16 protein-coding genes are annotated in these 16,461 nt (G+C 49.5%); 7 read left to right on the top strand and 9 right to left on the bottom strand.

What is annotated here, in order from left to right:
• The coding region (locus tag LBW88_RS25320) for an IS3 family transposase (protein WP_131023897.1) at positions 1–108 on the top strand (108 nt) is incomplete at its 5' end.
• 52 nt (positions 109–160) lie between these two features.
• On the opposite strand, the gene LBW88_RS25315 is transcribed toward LBW88_RS25320, so the two are convergent.
• The 3 genes from LBW88_RS25315 to LBW88_RS25305 all read right to left on the bottom strand — a co-directional run bounded on the left by LBW88_RS25315 (position 161) and on the right by LBW88_RS25305 (position 2,996).
• Positions 161–1,132, bottom strand: a complete 972-nt coding sequence (locus LBW88_RS25315) for a TonB-dependent receptor domain-containing protein (RefSeq protein WP_224934698.1) — start codon at positions 1,130–1,132, stop codon at positions 161–163.
• Positions 1,133–1,165: 33 nt separating this feature from the next.
• The gene (locus LBW88_RS25310) at positions 1,166–1,942 is read right to left on the bottom strand and encodes a TonB-dependent receptor plug domain-containing protein (RefSeq protein ID WP_224934696.1); all 777 of its coding nucleotides are present in this window, start codon (positions 1,940–1,942) and stop codon (positions 1,166–1,168) included.
• A gap of 139 nt (positions 1,943–2,081) precedes the next feature.
• On the bottom strand, positions 2,082–2,996 hold the full coding sequence (locus tag LBW88_RS25305) for an alpha/beta hydrolase (RefSeq protein WP_224934694.1): 915 nt from the start codon (positions 2,994–2,996) through the stop codon (positions 2,082–2,084).
• 925 nt (positions 2,997–3,921) lie between these two features.
• On the opposite strand from LBW88_RS25305, the gene LBW88_RS25300 reads away from it, so the two are divergent.
• On the top strand, positions 3,922–4,224 hold the full coding sequence (locus LBW88_RS25300; protein WP_224934692.1) for a hypothetical protein: 303 nt from the start codon (positions 3,922–3,924) through the stop codon (positions 4,222–4,224).
• 218 nt (positions 4,225–4,442) lie between these two features.
• On the opposite strand, the gene LBW88_RS25295 is transcribed toward LBW88_RS25300, so the two are convergent.
• Entirely contained in the window at positions 4,443–5,861 is a 1,419-nt protein-coding gene (locus tag LBW88_RS25295; protein WP_224934690.1) for an aldehyde dehydrogenase family protein, read from the bottom strand.
• Between the two features lie 102 nt (positions 5,862–5,963).
• Here LBW88_RS25295 and LBW88_RS25290 point away from each other — a divergent pair, with 102 nt between their 5' ends.
• The 3 genes from LBW88_RS25290 to LBW88_RS25280 all read left to right on the top strand — a co-directional run bounded on the left by LBW88_RS25290 (position 5,964) and on the right by LBW88_RS25280 (position 9,332).
• Positions 5,964–6,851, top strand: coding sequence for a LysR family transcriptional regulator (locus LBW88_RS25290; protein WP_224934688.1), 888 nt, complete (start codon positions 5,964–5,966; stop codon positions 6,849–6,851).
• A 518-nt stretch (positions 6,852–7,369) separates the two neighbouring features.
• Complete coding sequence (locus LBW88_RS25285; RefSeq protein WP_224934687.1) at positions 7,370–8,599, top strand: MFS transporter; 1,230 nt, start codon at positions 7,370–7,372, stop codon at positions 8,597–8,599.
• A gap of 319 nt (positions 8,600–8,918) precedes the next feature.
• Positions 8,919–9,332 carry a GNAT family N-acetyltransferase gene (locus LBW88_RS25280; protein ID WP_224934686.1) on the top strand — a complete coding sequence of 138 codons (414 nt, stop codon included), beginning with the start codon at positions 8,919–8,921 and terminating at the stop codon, positions 9,330–9,332.
• A 59-nt stretch (positions 9,333–9,391) separates the two neighbouring features.
• Here the strand turns inward: LBW88_RS25280 and LBW88_RS25275 are convergent, their stop codons facing one another.
• Positions 9,392–9,655, bottom strand: a complete 264-nt coding sequence (locus tag LBW88_RS25275) for a DUF2798 domain-containing protein (RefSeq protein ID WP_224934684.1) — start codon at positions 9,653–9,655, stop codon at positions 9,392–9,394.
• 126 nt (positions 9,656–9,781) lie between these two features.
• Here LBW88_RS25275 and LBW88_RS25270 point away from each other — a divergent pair, with 126 nt between their 5' ends.
• Positions 9,782–10,687, top strand: a complete 906-nt coding sequence (locus LBW88_RS25270) for a LysR family transcriptional regulator (RefSeq protein WP_224934682.1) — start codon at positions 9,782–9,784, stop codon at positions 10,685–10,687.
• 72 nt (positions 10,688–10,759) lie between these two features.
• Here LBW88_RS25270 and LBW88_RS25265 read toward each other — a convergent pair whose 3' ends face one another.
• Both LBW88_RS25265 and LBW88_RS25260 read right to left on the bottom strand, forming a co-directional pair.
• Positions 10,760–11,155, bottom strand: coding sequence for a nuclear transport factor 2 family protein (locus LBW88_RS25265; protein WP_224934680.1), 396 nt, complete (start codon positions 11,153–11,155; stop codon positions 10,760–10,762).
• Positions 11,152–12,531, bottom strand: a complete 1,380-nt coding sequence (locus LBW88_RS25260) for an MFS transporter (RefSeq protein ID WP_224934678.1) — start codon at positions 12,529–12,531, stop codon at positions 11,152–11,154. Before LBW88_RS25260 ends, LBW88_RS25265 begins: the two co-directional genes overlap by 4 nt.
• A gap of 127 nt (positions 12,532–12,658) precedes the next feature.
• Between LBW88_RS25260 and LBW88_RS25255 the strand changes: the two genes are divergently transcribed.
• The gene (locus tag LBW88_RS25255; RefSeq protein ID WP_224934676.1) at positions 12,659–13,570 is read left to right on the top strand and encodes a LysR family transcriptional regulator; all 912 of its coding nucleotides are present in this window, start codon (positions 12,659–12,661) and stop codon (positions 13,568–13,570) included.
• Positions 13,571–13,661: 91 nt separating this feature from the next.
• On the opposite strand, the gene LBW88_RS25250 is transcribed toward LBW88_RS25255, so the two are convergent.
• Both LBW88_RS25250 and LBW88_RS25245 read right to left on the bottom strand, forming a co-directional pair.
• Positions 13,662–14,909, bottom strand: coding sequence for an OprD family outer membrane porin (locus LBW88_RS25250; protein WP_224934674.1), 1,248 nt, complete (start codon positions 14,907–14,909; stop codon positions 13,662–13,664).
• Positions 14,910–15,248: 339 nt separating this feature from the next.
• Complete coding sequence (locus LBW88_RS25245) at positions 15,249–16,340, bottom strand: NADH:flavin oxidoreductase/NADH oxidase (protein WP_224934673.1); 1,092 nt, start codon at positions 16,338–16,340, stop codon at positions 15,249–15,251.
• Positions 16,341–16,461: the final 121 nt, after the last annotated feature.

Genomic DNA, 16,461 nt, shown 5'->3' with positions numbered 1-16,461 from the left:
GATTACATCGAAATGTTTTATAACAGTAAGCGTCGGCATGGTTCTAGCGATCAGATGTCACCGACAGAATATGAAAACCAGTATTATCAACGGCTCGGAAGTGTCTAGATTATCCGTGGCGATTCAAAGGCCCGAAGATTTGCGAGCCGTTACATGTTTATCAGAAGTTATAAGTAAGGCGGGCGCTGATTAAGTGCTTAGGCTCCTGATTCAGAGGCTGACCGGCATAATCACCGGATAGCTGTTTAGTTTCGGTATAGGTGTAAGACGTATTCAGATGCAAATTAGACTGGATATCCCAGGCAAAGGTGCCTTCAATACTGCGCATCATGGCTTTGCTCACGTTGTAGTAAGACGAGACAAAGTCATATTTTTCATTGTTGTAATCACAAGCGTAGCTGCCTGCATCTCCGGTACACAGGGTTTCCAGTTCAATTTTATTGCGGAATTTACTGTAGAAACCGGTGACTCCGGCTTTCATTCCCGTACCCGCCCAGTTAAGGCTTAACTCATAGTTGGTACTGGTTTCCGGTTTCAGGTCGGGGTTACCAATACTCACACCATCTCGATGACCTGAACCAGCGGAGTCGGCCCAGTTGGAAGCAGATTCGCGCAGAGTTGGGTTTTTATAACCGCCTGCCACACCGCCTTTCAATGTCCACTCAGGGCTCAGGGTCCACACACCATAAAGTTTAGGGGTCACGTGTGAACCATACTTCTGATTCTCATCCAGACGGATCGAAGGGATAAGATCGAAAGGATCAACAATATTCCAGCGGTCCTCTGCGGTAAGCGCCCAACTGTTTCGGTCAAGTTTGGACGTCGCATCACCGCTTTCAACTTTCAATACGTTATTGGCATCGTGGATGGTTTCATTCAGGAATGTCGCGCCAAGTGACAGAGTGTGGCTATCGCCTAAATAAAATTTGTCGATAGTATTTAGCGTGGTGTTTCGCCCAGTGATGCTGCTGCTGGAATTGGTGCTGTCCTGGATTTGCGCATAGGAATTGGTTTCCAGCGCTCCATAATATCCTTTATGGCTTAATGTGTAGTTGGTCCGAGTATAAGTATGATTCGTTATACCGCCGGTAATTGCGGTTGTAGCCAGAGATTCCTGCAATGCGCGAGTCACATCAAAATCAATAATGTTGTCGAGATTAGGCGTTCAGGTGAAACCCACTCCGCCGTTAAGTAATTTCCGTTTCGCTGCACCGCCATCATAGTTATCTTCTTTGCGTTGCTGGAAAGTCCCATCAGCTTTCATGCTCAACGTATCTGGAATCAGTGGACCTGCGACATGCATGCTGGTCTGATCGATGTCACCTGAGCGGCTATGTTCCTGAATAGTGGTTCCTGCGGTGAAAGACCCATGCCACTCTTTACGGTTGGCTCTCTTGGTGATGATATTGATCACCCCACCAATAGCATCAGAACCATATAGTGATGACCCTGGACCACGTATCACTTCAATGTGGTCGATAGCTTCTATTCCCGGCAGATACTGATAACCTGTAGAAGTGGTTGAGTCTAATGTCTCCCGCACGTCTACTTTCTTGCCGTCAACCAAAATTAGGGTGTAATCACTGGCCATACCGCGCATGGTGATTTCTTCAGATCCCACTCCCCCGGTCACATACACACCCGGAACATCCCTTAATACATCAAGCACCGTGTAATAAGGTCGGGAGTGAATGGTTTTATTACTGATAACGGTCACTGAGGCAGCAGCTTTTGCGACATCTTCATCAAAACCTGACGCCGTAACGGTCATTGTATCTTGATCTTTATCAGTTGATGCATTTGCTGCGCTTGATGATGAATAGGAAGATGAATCGAGTGAATAATCTTCTGCGTGAGCGCTTGCACAACTTAATAAACTTAGCGTGATTGCCAGAGACAATGTTGAAAGACGTGGCGATCCCTGTACAGATTTAATATACATTTTTATCTCGTCGTATAATTTAAAACATCTTGATTATGGGTGCGTAACCAAGTCGCACAAATGACTGCGAACGGTATTAATTTCAATAAGATTATTATCGGGCCTGATAATTCAGGCCCTATTTTATCAATCGGATAGTTTACTTAAACAATAGCGGCAGGAAGTTTCTCAATGAAACACGAATATTGTGACCATCGTGAATCTCTCCTTGTTCAACCATAGCTTGATATTTCACGCCACGTTCATTCAGGAAAGTTTTCATCAACTCAAAAGTCTGAATAAGAGGTTCATCACTGCCTACGCTCATAAATACCAGTTTCATATTTGCATCAGCGTTTAACTGAGGAATGTAAGCACCCAGTTTTTTCATATCGGGTACGCGGTTCAGATCCGGTCCGGTGTAACGATCATAGTGCAGCTTACTTTCAATCTGCACGCCGACGCCCGGCCAGGTTGGGAATCCGCCACTGAAAGTGCCAATTGATGCGGATTTATCGATGTTACGCGCACCCGCCATAAAGCCTTGCGCGCCCGGTGAAGAGAACCCGCTAATAGCGCGATGATCCCGATCGGCAGGCGTACGGAATGACTTATCAACAAATGGCACAACGTTATCGACGATGGCCTGAGCGGCTTCAACATACTTATCTGAAGTCTGATTACCACCACCGTGGAAGCTAGAGTTGCCCAGCGAGCTGCCACCTGGTGCATCCGGGTCAAGCACGACAACAATCATTGGTTTGATACGCTTATCAGCGATCATGTTGTCCATCAAATTGAAGATGAAAGCATCCTCATTCGCACGCGAACCATCATGCGCCCCACCCAGTGTTAGATAGAGAACCGGATAGCGCTCAGAAGAGTTGAAATAACCCGCTGGCGTATAAATGGTGAATCGTTTCTGGCTATCCATAAACGGCACGGAGGTGTAGGTTACACTCCCTTTAGCGGCGGACTGCGCCACAAAATCGTTTGTTGTAGGACCCGGTATTGCGAACTCATTGCTGGCAAGGCCATTGTTCGTTCCACCGCCTTTACGCCCCATCTCTAGCATCGCTTTAATATCATCGACAATGAACTGATAGCTCCAGATGTCAGAAGCCAGCGGACCAACGGTTGTCGTCCACGTTCAATCTGCACCTTTCGTCAATTTGACGCGGCTATCGCCCTTCGCGCCACCCTGCACTTCAACATCTGATACTTGTGGTGCGCGGATGGTAAACACAACTTTATTGTCAGCTAAAACTTTATAAGGCTGTGGCGGAGGAGCCCACTTATGCTGGCCGCCTTTACCATCATGAACCTGAGTATGAGGGTCATTCGCAGGCTGCGGAAGATCGGCTAATGCCTGGTTTGCGATTAGCGCGGAGCATATTACGGCGATTGAGCGTAGGGCTGTCGCTGGACGATATTTTCTTTTCATGTATGGGTTGGACTCTGATTAGATTTATAACGCATTACATCGTTGCAAGCCTATTTTTCGCAACTAAATTGATTACCACCTGTAATACAGACAGTTCGTGGTGGTTAATTTAGGCAATATCGTAGACCTCGATCAAGGTGGCGACTTGAGCATAGTAGTATTGCCACGCTATTTGAAAAAAAGGTAAAAGTGGGACAAAACTCGCCACACCTTAAAGCCTTAATTCCGGACGTAACGATAGCAGAATAATACTTAAAGGCAATTGATTGTGAGTATCATTATCATTTGAAATGAAAAACATAAAACATTGATTTAACTAATTTATTTCATTGAAGATCTCATTCTGTACACGCAGTAATGTGTTCATGCAATTTGAAATACTTTCAACAAACTTGTGTCAATAATGACACAAACCGACTCAAAATTAACGACTACTAGAATTACGATTAAAACTCATTAATTTCAAAACAAAATAAACATCGCAAATAGATTCTGGAAATTATAATCTAATCCTTCATCATTAACCTTTCATCTGGATTATCTTGTTGGGGGTGCTGTGCAACCAGAAGAAATCGACATCCTTATGAAGGATAAAACGGATTTTAATAAGCGACTGAAGCTAATCGCCGTCTTGAAAGCACAGGAAAGCGATCACAGCATTCAGGCGCTGCAATACCTGCTGAACCATGATGTGGTCTATAAAGTGAGGTTGGCAGCCTGGCAAGTGTTGAATGAGAAAGGTGTGCCGTGCACCGAACCGGTTACGCGCCCACGTTATGCTGTGGTTCTGGAGAAGACTATCGGCAAGCTAAAACGTTTTGGCGTGTGGTTAATGGACATCACCGAAGGTTTTAGATGATGTGGGCGAGAGCAGGCATTCGAATTGTGCTGATGGCAACACAGGGAACGTGCTGCCGCCTGTGAGCCGAAAATGCTCCATTCCTATGACCGACGTTATCAGCGTCTCCGCGCCCTGTGCATCATTTGAAACATGTAAATGGAGGTTGCTTTTGATGGCGGCCTTGCTTGCGCCGCCGCCATGATTGCAGGATGCTGATTTCCGCGCACCTTATCGGTTTATGCAACCGTCACCGCGCGCGGTTCCAGAAAGGCACTAATACCCCACTGCCCCATTTCCCGCCCCATTCCGGAATGGCCGAAGCCACCAAAAGGCGCGCGGGGTTCGTGCGCCAGCGTATTGATCATCACCCTGCCCGCCAGAATCTGCTCGCCCACGTCACGCGCATGCTGCTCATCTGCGCCGATCACCAGCGCAGACAGGCCATATTCCGTATCGTTAGCGATCGCAATCGCTTCGGCTTCATCGCGATAGCTGATGATGCTGAGCACCGGCCCAAAGATCTCTTCGCGGGCAATGCGCATCTGCGGGTTGACGTCGCTGAACAGCGTGGGTTTGATATACCAACCGTGAGTTAACCCATCCGGTCGTCCTGGCCCTCCGCTTAACAGGCGCGCGCCTTCCTGCTCCCCAAGACCAATATAGTGCTGTACCCGTTGCCACTGCTTTTCATTGATCATCGGGCCGATGGTGGTGCTGGCATCGGCGGGATCACCAGAATGCTGTGCCTCGACTTCTGCCGCCAGTGCATGCTCGAACTCAGCTTTGCGGGCTTCAGGCACCAGAATACGCGTGCTGGCAATACAGGCTTGTCCGCTATTGATAAATCCGGCCTGAACGGCGAGTCTTGCTGCGGTAGAAGCATCGGCGTCCGGCAGGATCAGCGTCGGTGATTTACCGCCCAACTCGAGCGTGATGCGTTTGAACGTGTCGGCGGCGGTGCGCAAAATGGTTTTGCCTGTAGCGGTTGATCCGGTGAAGGAAATTTTTGCCACCTTCTCACTGCGGCTGATAGCATCGCCTACCTGATCGCCGCGACCGGTGACAATGTTGAACAGGCCATCAGGCAGCCCGGCGCGTTGCAACGCCTGGGTAATCACCTCGGTCTGGATCAGGCTATATTCACTGGGCTTAATCACTGCCGTGCACCCCGCTGCCAGCGCAGTCGCCAGCTTATGGCAAATAAAGCCCGCGTTGCTGTTCCAGGGTGTAATCAGTCCAGCGACGCCGAGCGGCAGCATCTGGACACGGGCGCGCCCGGCTTGCCGTATAAATGGATATTGCTTCAGTTCTTCGATGACCTGGAGAATGACGTCCGCCGGATAACTTGCCATCCACTGCGATCGTGAAGTCGGTGCGCCATACTCCTCGAGGATGGCGGCATGCAGCTCCGTTTCACAGCTTTTTACGGCGTCATACATCTGCTCCAGCAGCGTGATACGCTCCGTCACCGAAGTGCGGGAAAAAGCGGGAAACGCTGCATGAGCAGCAGCAATAGCGCGTTCGGCATCCTGTTCATTTGCCAGACGCGCTTTACCCATAACGCTGCCATCGGCAGGCTTGATAATGTCCAGCCACTCGTTACCGGCAGGGGTAACAAAACTACCATTAATGTAAATGTGTTCAATAATGTGCATGACGCTGCTCCTGAGATGAATTAATAGGAAAATTATCATGTCCAGTGCGCGAGAATAATCCGCGAAACCCTGCAAGGGGTATTACGTTTAACGGAATAATCAATGAGCCGAACGGGTATTACTGAACTGGAAATCATGCTGGCTGTAGCGCGACGTGGCACCTTTAAAGGCGCTGCCAGCGAGCTGGAAATGTCGCCTTCTGCAATCACCAATGCCGTAGCCACGCTGGAGAAACGTTTGGGCGTGCGTCTGTTCAACCGCACCACGCGCAGCGTGGCCCTGACGGATGCGGGGCGCCGTTTTATGCAGAAAATCGCGCCAGCATTGGAAATTATTCGTAGCGCATCGGAGGAGGTGAGCAGCGAGCCTAACGATCCGGCCGGTATTCTGCGTCTCAATGTGCCCCCGGAGAGCTGTTCACTCTGGTACGAGTCGGTGCTTATCCCCTTCTTGCAGCGTTATCCGCGCATTCGTGTCGATATCTGCAGCCAGAGAGAACGGGTGGATATTGTGGCCGAGGGATTTGATGCCGGGATTCGTCTGGCGGAAGACATTCCCGCAGATATGATTGCGGTAAAGCTGACGCCGGAATTGCGCATGATTGTGGTCGCTGCGCCGGATTATCTTGATCGTGTACAGGCACCCACGCAGCCAGAGCAACTCAGCGAACACTCAACCTTGTGTATGCGCATGTCCGACGGCAGTCTTTATCGCTGGGAGTTGAGCCATCAGCAGCAATCCTACAAATTGCAGGGGGAACCCCGTTTTGCCGCAAGCGATTTAGCGTCAATGCACAAAGCGGCAATAGCCGGATTAGGCATTGCCTGTTTGTCGGAACAACATATCGCGGCAGATGTGCAAGCGGGCAAGTTAGTGCGATTGTTGCCGGACTGGCATGTCGATCTAGGGGCGCTCTGCCTCTATTATCCCGGCCATCGGCTGGTGCCGCCTGCGCTGAGAGCATTGACGGAGTTTATTCGCAGGGGGTGACGATTTAATCAGGAAAGATATTGCCCAAACTCTTATAATCATCTTAATTTATTGTTTAATAAGTAATTTATTTAATTGCGGCTCGCATGCTTTTATTCTTTGATGAGATCACCATCACAACATAAATAGAACTCATAGCTTACTAAATGAAAGGTATTATTCGGGATGCTGTGTGCGTGTCAGGATGAAATTAGAGGGGCAAACAGGCAATAACCATTGAAAACGCAGCGCAAAAAGTGTCTGGTTGAACAACCCTTATTCGACCGACTTACTGGTGGAGCAATTAATTTTCATTATCCCAGACAAAATTCAATCGGTATGCTGGGTGCTTTTCCAATATTCAATATCTATATCAAAAAATGTGGCGTTACGAAAAATTACACCACTTTGGGTTAGCCAGACACCGATATTAATAACGCGTGTTTTTATAAAATTAAATTCCTCAACATTTGGAAACTTGAATCCTCGACACCTAAACGGTGCTCAACATATTAATATTATAAAATGGCAGGTGAGCAATGAAATTGGGATGGTACAGTAATCTAAACAGGGATGAGCGAAAAACATGGTGGGCCTGTCTTGGAGGATTCACGCTCGATTCGATGGATAGCACTATATACTCGCTAGTCATGCCCATATTATTGAGCCTTGCAATCCTGACAAAATCAGAAGCAGGTATTTTAGGGTCCGCGTCATTAATTGGCAGTGCATTAGGCGGATGGAGCGCTGGTATGCTGGCCGATCGCCTGGGGCGTATTCGTGTCATGCAGTTGACGGTATTGTGGGTGGCTTGCTTCACAGCATTAACCGCACTGTGCGGTGATTTCTGGCAATTTCTCATCATCCGATTTCTTCAGGGACTGGGTTATGGAGGTGAAGTCGTTGTCGGCGGTGTATTGATCAGCGAAGTGATCCGGGCCAGCTATCGGGGACGAGTGGGTGCTTCTATCCAAAGTGGTTACGCCATTGGTTACGCAATCTCGCTAGCAGTCCTACCTGTGCTGCTCAATTTTTTCCCACAACAGATAGCGTGGAAACTTTTTTTCCTGGCAGGAATCGTCCCAGCCATTCTCGTTTGGTTTATTCGTCGTTTGGTGCCGGAATCGCCTGTCTTTTTGAGAAAAAAAGTAGAAAAGAATACTAGCAGTGTCAGCGATATTTTCAAAGGTAAGAATCTACGCATCACAATTACAGCGACATTGCTCGCCTCTGGAATATTTGGCGGGGCATATGTCATGATTACCTGGCTGCCGACCTATCTGAGGATGGAATTAGGATTGCCGGTATTATCCATGTCTGGGTATCTGGCAATTAATATTCTGGGGTCTTTGATAGGTCCGTTTCTTTATGGAAGATTAAGCGACCGATTCGGTCGATGGAAAACTATCATGCTTTTCCTGATGGGCCAAATTGCGGTGGTCAGTGTCTATATGTTTGCTGATATCAGTCTGAACATTACATTAGTGCTTGGCTTTTTCCTGGGCTCCTTACAAGGCGGCTTGGCCTCTGGCTTAACTCCCGCATTTTCGGAGCTTTACTCGACATATATACGCGGAAGTGGAGCCGGTTTTTGTGCAAGTTTTGGTCGCGGCTTTGGTTCACTGATGCCTGCAATAGTAGGGATTGTATCCAGTCATATTCATCTTGGGTACGCAATGGGAGCCCTGGCGATTGCTTCTTATCTCATAGGGATAGTCGCTGCGCTTTGCCTACCTAATGCTACCGGTATTGATCTTGAAAATGTTTAAAAATTAATTGATAACGGGCTCCGCAGCTATTCTGTGATAGAGCCTGACAATTTTCAAGATTAGGTAGGTGATAGCCAGACACGGTCTGGAGTGCGCTTTCAGATACCTTGCTCAACATAATAAGCGCCTAAATAATCGGGGGGATTTTTATATATTTTCATCATTGCAATAAAAACTTAGGAATTTCCTAAGAGTGCACGACGCTATAACATTCTTGCGCAAGGCTATTCCAGGTTAATTAATCTCCAGGATTAATGACATTCAAAATCATCCAGTTGTTTGATAAAATTGGGTTCGTTTTCACACTTGGAGCGAGTCTATGGAATGTAAAGCTATCACCCTTGATGAGTGCCTTAACATCAGGCATGCCGTTTTATGGCCTGAGCAGAGCCGTGATTTTGTACGGGTGCCCGGCGACCACCTGGCTCAGCATTATGGAGTGGAATTTGAGGCCGAAATCGTTTGCTGTCTGTCCGTATTTGACGCCGGTCAGGGCTCCAGGCAAATCAGAAAATTTGCCACAATTAAAGCGTGCCAGAGGAAAGGTTTCGGCAGCTTCCTGATGAAATCTGTTCTTAATAAACTGCAGGAGCATGACGTTCAACATGTTTTCCTTGATGCACGAGTCAGCGGAGAAGCGTTTTATCGTCGCTTTAATTTCATCTCTGATGGGGCACCTTTCTTAAAGAACGGGATTCAGTACGTTCGCATGCATTTAGCTCCCCAAAGCTAAGGACTTATCCCTTTACCGAAATCCAACCTAATTGAAAAGACTTAACCACTTTATCCTTCTCAATTCCCATGCACCGTCATCCCCACCAGCTTAACCACAATCGGGCGCACAACCAGGATACAAACAAACGCGGCGGGCATGGCAACCTTGTAAGCATTCATCACATTTATCATGTAATTTACCCCCATACCGAACTCCGAATAGGTAATGACCAAACTCATGAGAAAGGCCATGATGGTCGCCATATAGAGTGCGAAGATGTAAGGTGAAGTGTGTTTGGGAAGGCGTACATTGATGTTTTTCTTGGTGACTGCATCCGTCATAGCGATATCCTGTTAAACAAAGTTAGCGAAACAGCCGCTAAACTATCAATCAAACTAAAGCGGCAGTAGAACTGCACTGCTTAAATCATTATTAAGTAAACATAACGAATCATGTAATGAGGTCTTATGGATTTGTTAGGCTTGATCACTACCTTTATACGTGTGGTGGAGAATGGCAGCATCGCCGCGGCGGCGCGCGCGAAAGGGATGAGCCCTGCGGCAGTCAGTCAGAGTCTTGCCCGGTTGGAATCGCATTTAGGAGTGCGTTTGCTATCACGCACCACCCGCAGTATGACCCTCACGGAAAGCGGTAAACGCTATTTCGAGAAAGTGCGTCACATTCCACATGATGTGGATGACGCTTCGCAGGCTGCTGCGCTGGAAACCAAACCGCAGGGGTCACTTTGCATCGCCACCACAGCGGCATTTGGGCGCTATGTGCTTGCGCCACTGATGCCGGATTTCAAAGAGAACTACCCTGACATTGATATCGAGTTGATTAGCACCGACCGCAACGTTGACCATCGTCGGGAGGGTGTTGACGTCAGCATTCGCATTGAAGCGCAACTGAACGATCAACTGATTGCCCGGAAAATTGCATCCTTACCTTTTATTTTCTGCGCATCTCCAGCATATCTGGAGCGTGCGGGCATACCGGAAAGCCCCGAAGAGCTAAGCCAGCACGCCTGTCTGGTTTTCCGTTATCCCACCGACGGCCGCTTTTTGCCCTGGACGTTTATAGTTGACGGTCAACTTGTAACAGCGAAACTCAATCCCGGATTTATCAGTGACGATATTGATATCATTGCTAATATCGCAATCAATGGCGGAGGTATTGCCCGCCTGGCGAGCTTTATTGCGCAACCGTTAATCGACAATGGGCAACTCATCGCTTTATTTCGCTCCAGTCAATGCAATGAAGGCCGTATCGCATCTTCACCCATGCATATTTACGCCTGCGTCAACGAGCGTTCTGCACTCAATTCAAAGGTCAGAGCTTTTATTACTTTTGTAGAACAGGAGATGCTCTAATACTGCAGATGAATGCACTATTTAACGCCGCTGCCGCATTAGCTTCGCAATGGATTGAAATTAACTGCACCATCATTCCTGCTGCAAGGCCGTCTCATGCAGATGACGCCAGATCACATGCCCCTGTGGATCTAATTCAAAAACCGCCGTCGAAAAGCGCAAGCTCGATTGTTGTCCGGGTATTTGCTGATGTTCTTTGTAGCACACCGTTGCTCCCGTTTCACTTTCAGCCACGACCTGCATAGCCATAATATCAAGCGTGAGACCTTGACGAGCGCCACGCTGTGTGCGGAAGAAACGGTTCAACGCATCAAAGTTCAGTATGACGCCTGCCGGGCCCACCATCATAAAGTCTGGGCTAAAACGCGCTAATAGGTTATCGCAAAGATCATCCTTCGCTTCTGCATCACCAAGCCAGTGACCAATGATTTCGTGTGCATCCAGAACTTCCTGAAAATAGCGGTTCATTTTTTCTCCTGATTAAGAGTGAATAATACTTTTCGGTTCGCAATGCGCAGGCAACATATAACCGGCACGACGGCGCTACAGGCAGCGAGTAGAAAGCAAAGTCGATAGGCGCGATCAACTGATATGCCGCTGTTTGCGAGCAGATTAAACAGTAAGGTGACTAATGTGACGCCAAGACAGAAACTCAGCTGACGATTGATGTTCCATATCGCACTGGCATCGGCCAGTTGCTCGTCAGGAATCTGCAGGAAGGCCGAGCTTTGCGCCGTACTGCTGCACAAACTGCCGCCAAATCCCATAAGACAGAATGCGATGACACACACCACTGCTAATGCAGGATGGCCGATGATGGCTAGCACCCCAATGCCCAACGCCTGAGTGATACTCCCAATAATAAACAGTGGACGCGGGCCCAGCATATTGAACCACTTCCCCGTAACGCTAATCGCGATAAATGAAGCGGCCGACCAAGGCAACATCAATGCACCGACAGAGGCAGCTGGCAGGCCAAACTCATTTTGCAGGTAGAGCATGGCTATCAAGCTGACTCCGGTAAAAACACCCGGTACAAATTGATAAATCAACATGGCAGTCTGCAACAGAGGATCTTTTGCCAGATGCAAATTCACCAGCGGCTGGCTTTTACCCAGCGCATTCCACACGTATCCGCCGAAGACAATCAGCCCACCTAAGAGCATCAACACGCCTTGATGCATAAGCTGATATTCGCCCAATGAAGTCAGGCCCAAAAGGATCAATGTCAAGCCACTACACCCACTGATCAATCCCACCAGATCCAACCGCCCAACTTCAGCAGTAGGTTTATCCACGTTCAGCCATAACATCGCCAATACCAGAGCCACGATGACCAACGGGAGACTGGCCAGAAACACCCAACGCCAGTTAAGTATTTCAATCAATAGTCCACCGGCGACTGGTGCCAGCGCCGGAGCCAGTAAAGCCACTAACATCACTGCAGAGGAAAGTTTTGCGTGTTCATGGCTGCGATACAGCGCATAAGTCATGGTTTGCCCGATAGGAATGAGCAATCCACCCCCTATTCCCTGCAATAAACGCCAGGCAATCAGGTGAAACATTGACTGTGATGTGGCAACGCCCGCACTGCTGGCCATGAAAATAATCAGTGAGAGGATAAAAAGTCGCTTCGCGCCAACACGTTCCATCCACCAGCGGCTAAGCGGTATCACTAGCGTCAGGCCTAGAATGTAAGCATTACTAACCCACGCCAGTTGGCTGACCGGGGCAGCAAAATGCCGCGCCATCTCAGGATAGGCAACATTGGCAATAAACATGTTTACCAGGTCGATGAAGAACCCCAGTAAATAAACAATGGCAACACGCACACGATAACTCATGATTCTTTCCACCAGATCAGCCGTTATGCGCGCAGTATAAGCGCCGGGATCATCGCGATAAATCCACTCAGTATGGTTATACTGTCAAACGATTTTTGACAGTCATCTTGTATCAATGGAGTGCGTGATGATTAACATGCAGCGTCTGGAAATGTTCGTCGCGGTGGTCGAGGCTGGAAGTTTCACTGGCGCGGCCCAGACATTAGGGCTCACTAAAGCCGTAGTGAGTTTCAATATAAAGCAGCTGGAAAAGGAGCTCGGCGTCTCTTTACTGACCAGAAGCACGCGGCGAGTGGCGGCGACAGACACCGGTGATAAGTTTTACCATCGTTGCCAGGGCCTGTTGCAGGATGCAGAACGCGTACTGGACGATGTCCGCAGCGATCACCTCGGGCTCAGCGGCACACTACGCATCACCACCACGCCTGAATACGGAGCACACGTTGTGGTTCCCGCACTGGCGGCATTCGCACTCAAACATCCCCATTTGCGCGTACAGCATGTTTCATCATCAAAAAATGATGATCTGATTGCTGGCCGTTTTGATGTGGCTATCCGTCTCGGTCAACTGGCGGATTCCAACCATCAAGCCAGGCTCATCGATCGGTTCGCTATTTTACCGGTAGCGGCTCCTCAGCACCTCGTCGTACAACCTATTGAGACTATGGAACAACTCGCCGAAGCGAAGTGGATTGCGCACAGCCGCTTATCAGCCCCCTTGAGCTGGCAGATCACTACACCAGCGGGAGAGTCGGTACTTTTTAGTGCACGACATGCAGCGATGCTGATGGCCGACAGCGCAGCGTCGTTGCTTGCTTTTACATTGGCGGGCGCTGGCGTGGCGATCCTGCCCGCATGGCTGGTCGAGGATCAATTGATTCGGGGCGAATTAATCCACGTGTTGCCAGATCATTATTTTCCCCGCCAGGGTATTTATGCGGTCTATCCCAATACCCGCCATTTGCCTGAGAAAGTGCGCGCATTTATTGATTTTCTGGAAAGGCATGTGGCTGAATCACGCTCCGTCAGTCAGCCTTAAAAATTCATGCCTAACCAAAAACTCAGGCAACTAAAGCTGCCTGTTAATCACGCGACAATATTAGATATAGACTGCGGACGGGTTCATAAAATTACAGCAAGCCAAACTTCCATTTCACGACCAGCATATTCTGGTCCTGGCTACGCGTACCGGTAATGTTGGTACGATAGGTCACATTTTTCCACGCCAGAGTGACACCTTTCGCCACGCGTTCCGGAAGTTGGTAACTTAAACCCAATGTACGCACCCACTCATTCTGGTTACCGCTGGTGCTGGACGCACGCGCATGACTGCCTGACACGTAGCTACTGTTAAAGCTCAGGCCCGGTAAGCCCAGTGCGTCGAGTTTTGCACTGTAGCGCACCACCAGCGCACTCTCATGGGCGGTTTTGAACTTCGACAGCGGTGACTCACTGATCAACCCCGTCGAGCCTCCGGACGTATCCGTTGAGACACTGTCCACTGTCTGACCTGGATCGAGGTAAGGGAACCCGCTAGATCCCGTCAGTTGCTGATAACCTAACCCCAAAGTATTGCCCCACGCTGACCAGGAGACTATCCCTCCGTAGGCATTATTATCGACACTTCCCCCATACTCATTGCCATTACCGCGGCTGTTGAAATAGCGCAAATCTGCTTTCAGTTTGCCGGGGCCAACTGGCAACGTCTTCGTCATACCAACAAAATTCTGTCGATAGAAATCATTGAGTTGTGCGAAATAATAACTGAGTTCCAGCGCTTCAACTGGCGTGTAGCGGCCACCGGCGTAGCTCAATCCAGAGCTGAATCCGCTCGCCTTGCCGGTGGCCTTTAATGGCTGGTAATGAGTTTGGTTACGCCCTTGAACACGATCGATAAATCCAGCATCCAGAACCAGATTATCAACATCGGTTGAATGCAGCGTGTAGCCACGGTAAAGCGACGGCAGCAGCCTTCCATCATTGGTTTTTATCACCGGCAGGTTTAATGACTGAAATCCGGCTTTTGCCACGGTTTTGCTGACTTTGGCCTTCAATGCAAAACGCGCTGAAGCGAAACTGCCCGGCGCACTGTTATCACTGTGCTGCGGAAACAATCCGGTTGACGTGTTATACCCATCCCGGCCGGAGAGCTTCAGACCGAGCATACCCATCGCATCGACACCCAAGCCAACAGGGCCATCGGTATAGCCCGACCGGCCATTAAGAATAAATCCCTGCCCCAGCTGTTCGCCGGTCGGCTGATTTTTGACGGCACCTCGTGTGTCATTGTTGTAGTACAGCGTGCGTACAGTGAGATCGAGATGGCTGTCATCCACCAGATTGGCTAATGCCAGTGAAGGCGCGAAAGCGCTCGCCATCAGTGCAGAGGCCACTAGCCAGTGAGAATTAAGTCGGAGTACTGAGGCCGTTGAGACAAAAGAGGTAAATACAGAAGAAGCCTGTTGAGCGGAGAAGGCTAGGGCCGCGCCCCTATGTTGAGAAGTATGAGCAGAGTTCATCGACAAGTAACATAAAATTAATAGAAATGATAATTATTAGCATTATTGTTAAACCGTGACTCAATGATGCCGATTAAAGGGTTAAAATTGAGCATGAGTGAGGTTTACAGCGATGGCATTGGGGAATGGAGTACTCAGGGTTTACACTCAGAAGATTCATAGGCGGCTCAGAATGCAGAGCCGCCAGGCTAATTAAAATTAAACCAGCGAGCCCTTCACGCCATGCGGTTCAGAACGTAAATACTGTGGCGGTACTTTGACCTGTGCATTCAGCGCGGCAGCAGCCTGCCATGGCCAGTGCGGGTTGTAGAGCACGGCACGACCCAACGCGACCAGGTCGGCGTCACCCTGCTCCACCACCGCTTCTGCCTGTTGCGGCTCGGTAATCAAGCCCACGCCAATAACCGGCATCTTCACCTGCTGACGGATATCGCGTGCGAACGGCAACTGATATCCCGGCCCCACAGTGATGGATTGCTGTGGTGATAGCCCACCGCTCGACACGTGCACATAATCACAACCCTGCGCTTCCAGTTGCTGGCTAAACACAATGGATTGCTCAACATCCCAGCCACCCTCAACCCAATCACTGGCAGAGAGGCGCACGCCAACCGGAATCGAAGCAGGTAAGGCGGCACGTACCGCCGCAAACACCTCAAGTGGGAAACGTAAACGATTTTCCAGCGAACCACCGTATTGGTCCTGACGTTGGTTGCTCAGCGGCGACAGGAACTGGTGCAGTAGATAACCGTGTGCCGCGTGGATTTCAATCAGCTCAATACCCAAACGCACCGCACGCTGCGCGCTGTCTACAAATGCCTGTTTGATGCGCGCCAGCCCCGCTTCATCCAGTGCCGTTGGAGCGGCATCCTGTTCAGCAAAGCTCAATGCTGAAGGAGCCACCGTTTGCCAGCCACCTTCACTCTCCGGCAGTTGATGCCCTCCCTGCCATGGCGCACGGCATGAGGCTTTACGCCCTGCGTGGCCCAGCTGGATACCCAAACGGATCGGTGACCAGGCGCGAATGTCAGAAAGCACGCTATGTAACGCGGCTTCCGTCTTGTCATCCCACAGCCCGAGATCTCCCGGCGAGATACGCCCAATCGCTTCAACAGCGGTGGCTTCCAGAATCAGCAACCCTGCGCCAGACAGCGCCAGTGAACCTAAATGGATGCGGTGCCAGCTGCTGGCACATCCCGCATCGACGGAGTATTGGCACATCGGGGCAATCACGATGCGGTTCTCCAGCTCAAGCTCTCCAATCTTTACGGCACTAAATAGGTGACTCATCTCTATCCCTTAACGTTGTTAGCAGCAGTACTGCACAGGTTCCTTCTAAGTTAACACTGTTCAATACAGGGTATTGTCGCCAACTCTATTAATAGCCCATTATGTGCAACCCACTGGAAAG

Source organism: Pantoea sp. alder81, assembly GCF_020179835.1.
Classification (GTDB): Bacteria; Pseudomonadota; Gammaproteobacteria; order Enterobacterales; family Enterobacteriaceae; genus Pantoea.
The sequence above is the reverse complement of the archived record's forward strand: the minus strand, read 5'-3'. Positions and strand labels throughout refer to the sequence as shown.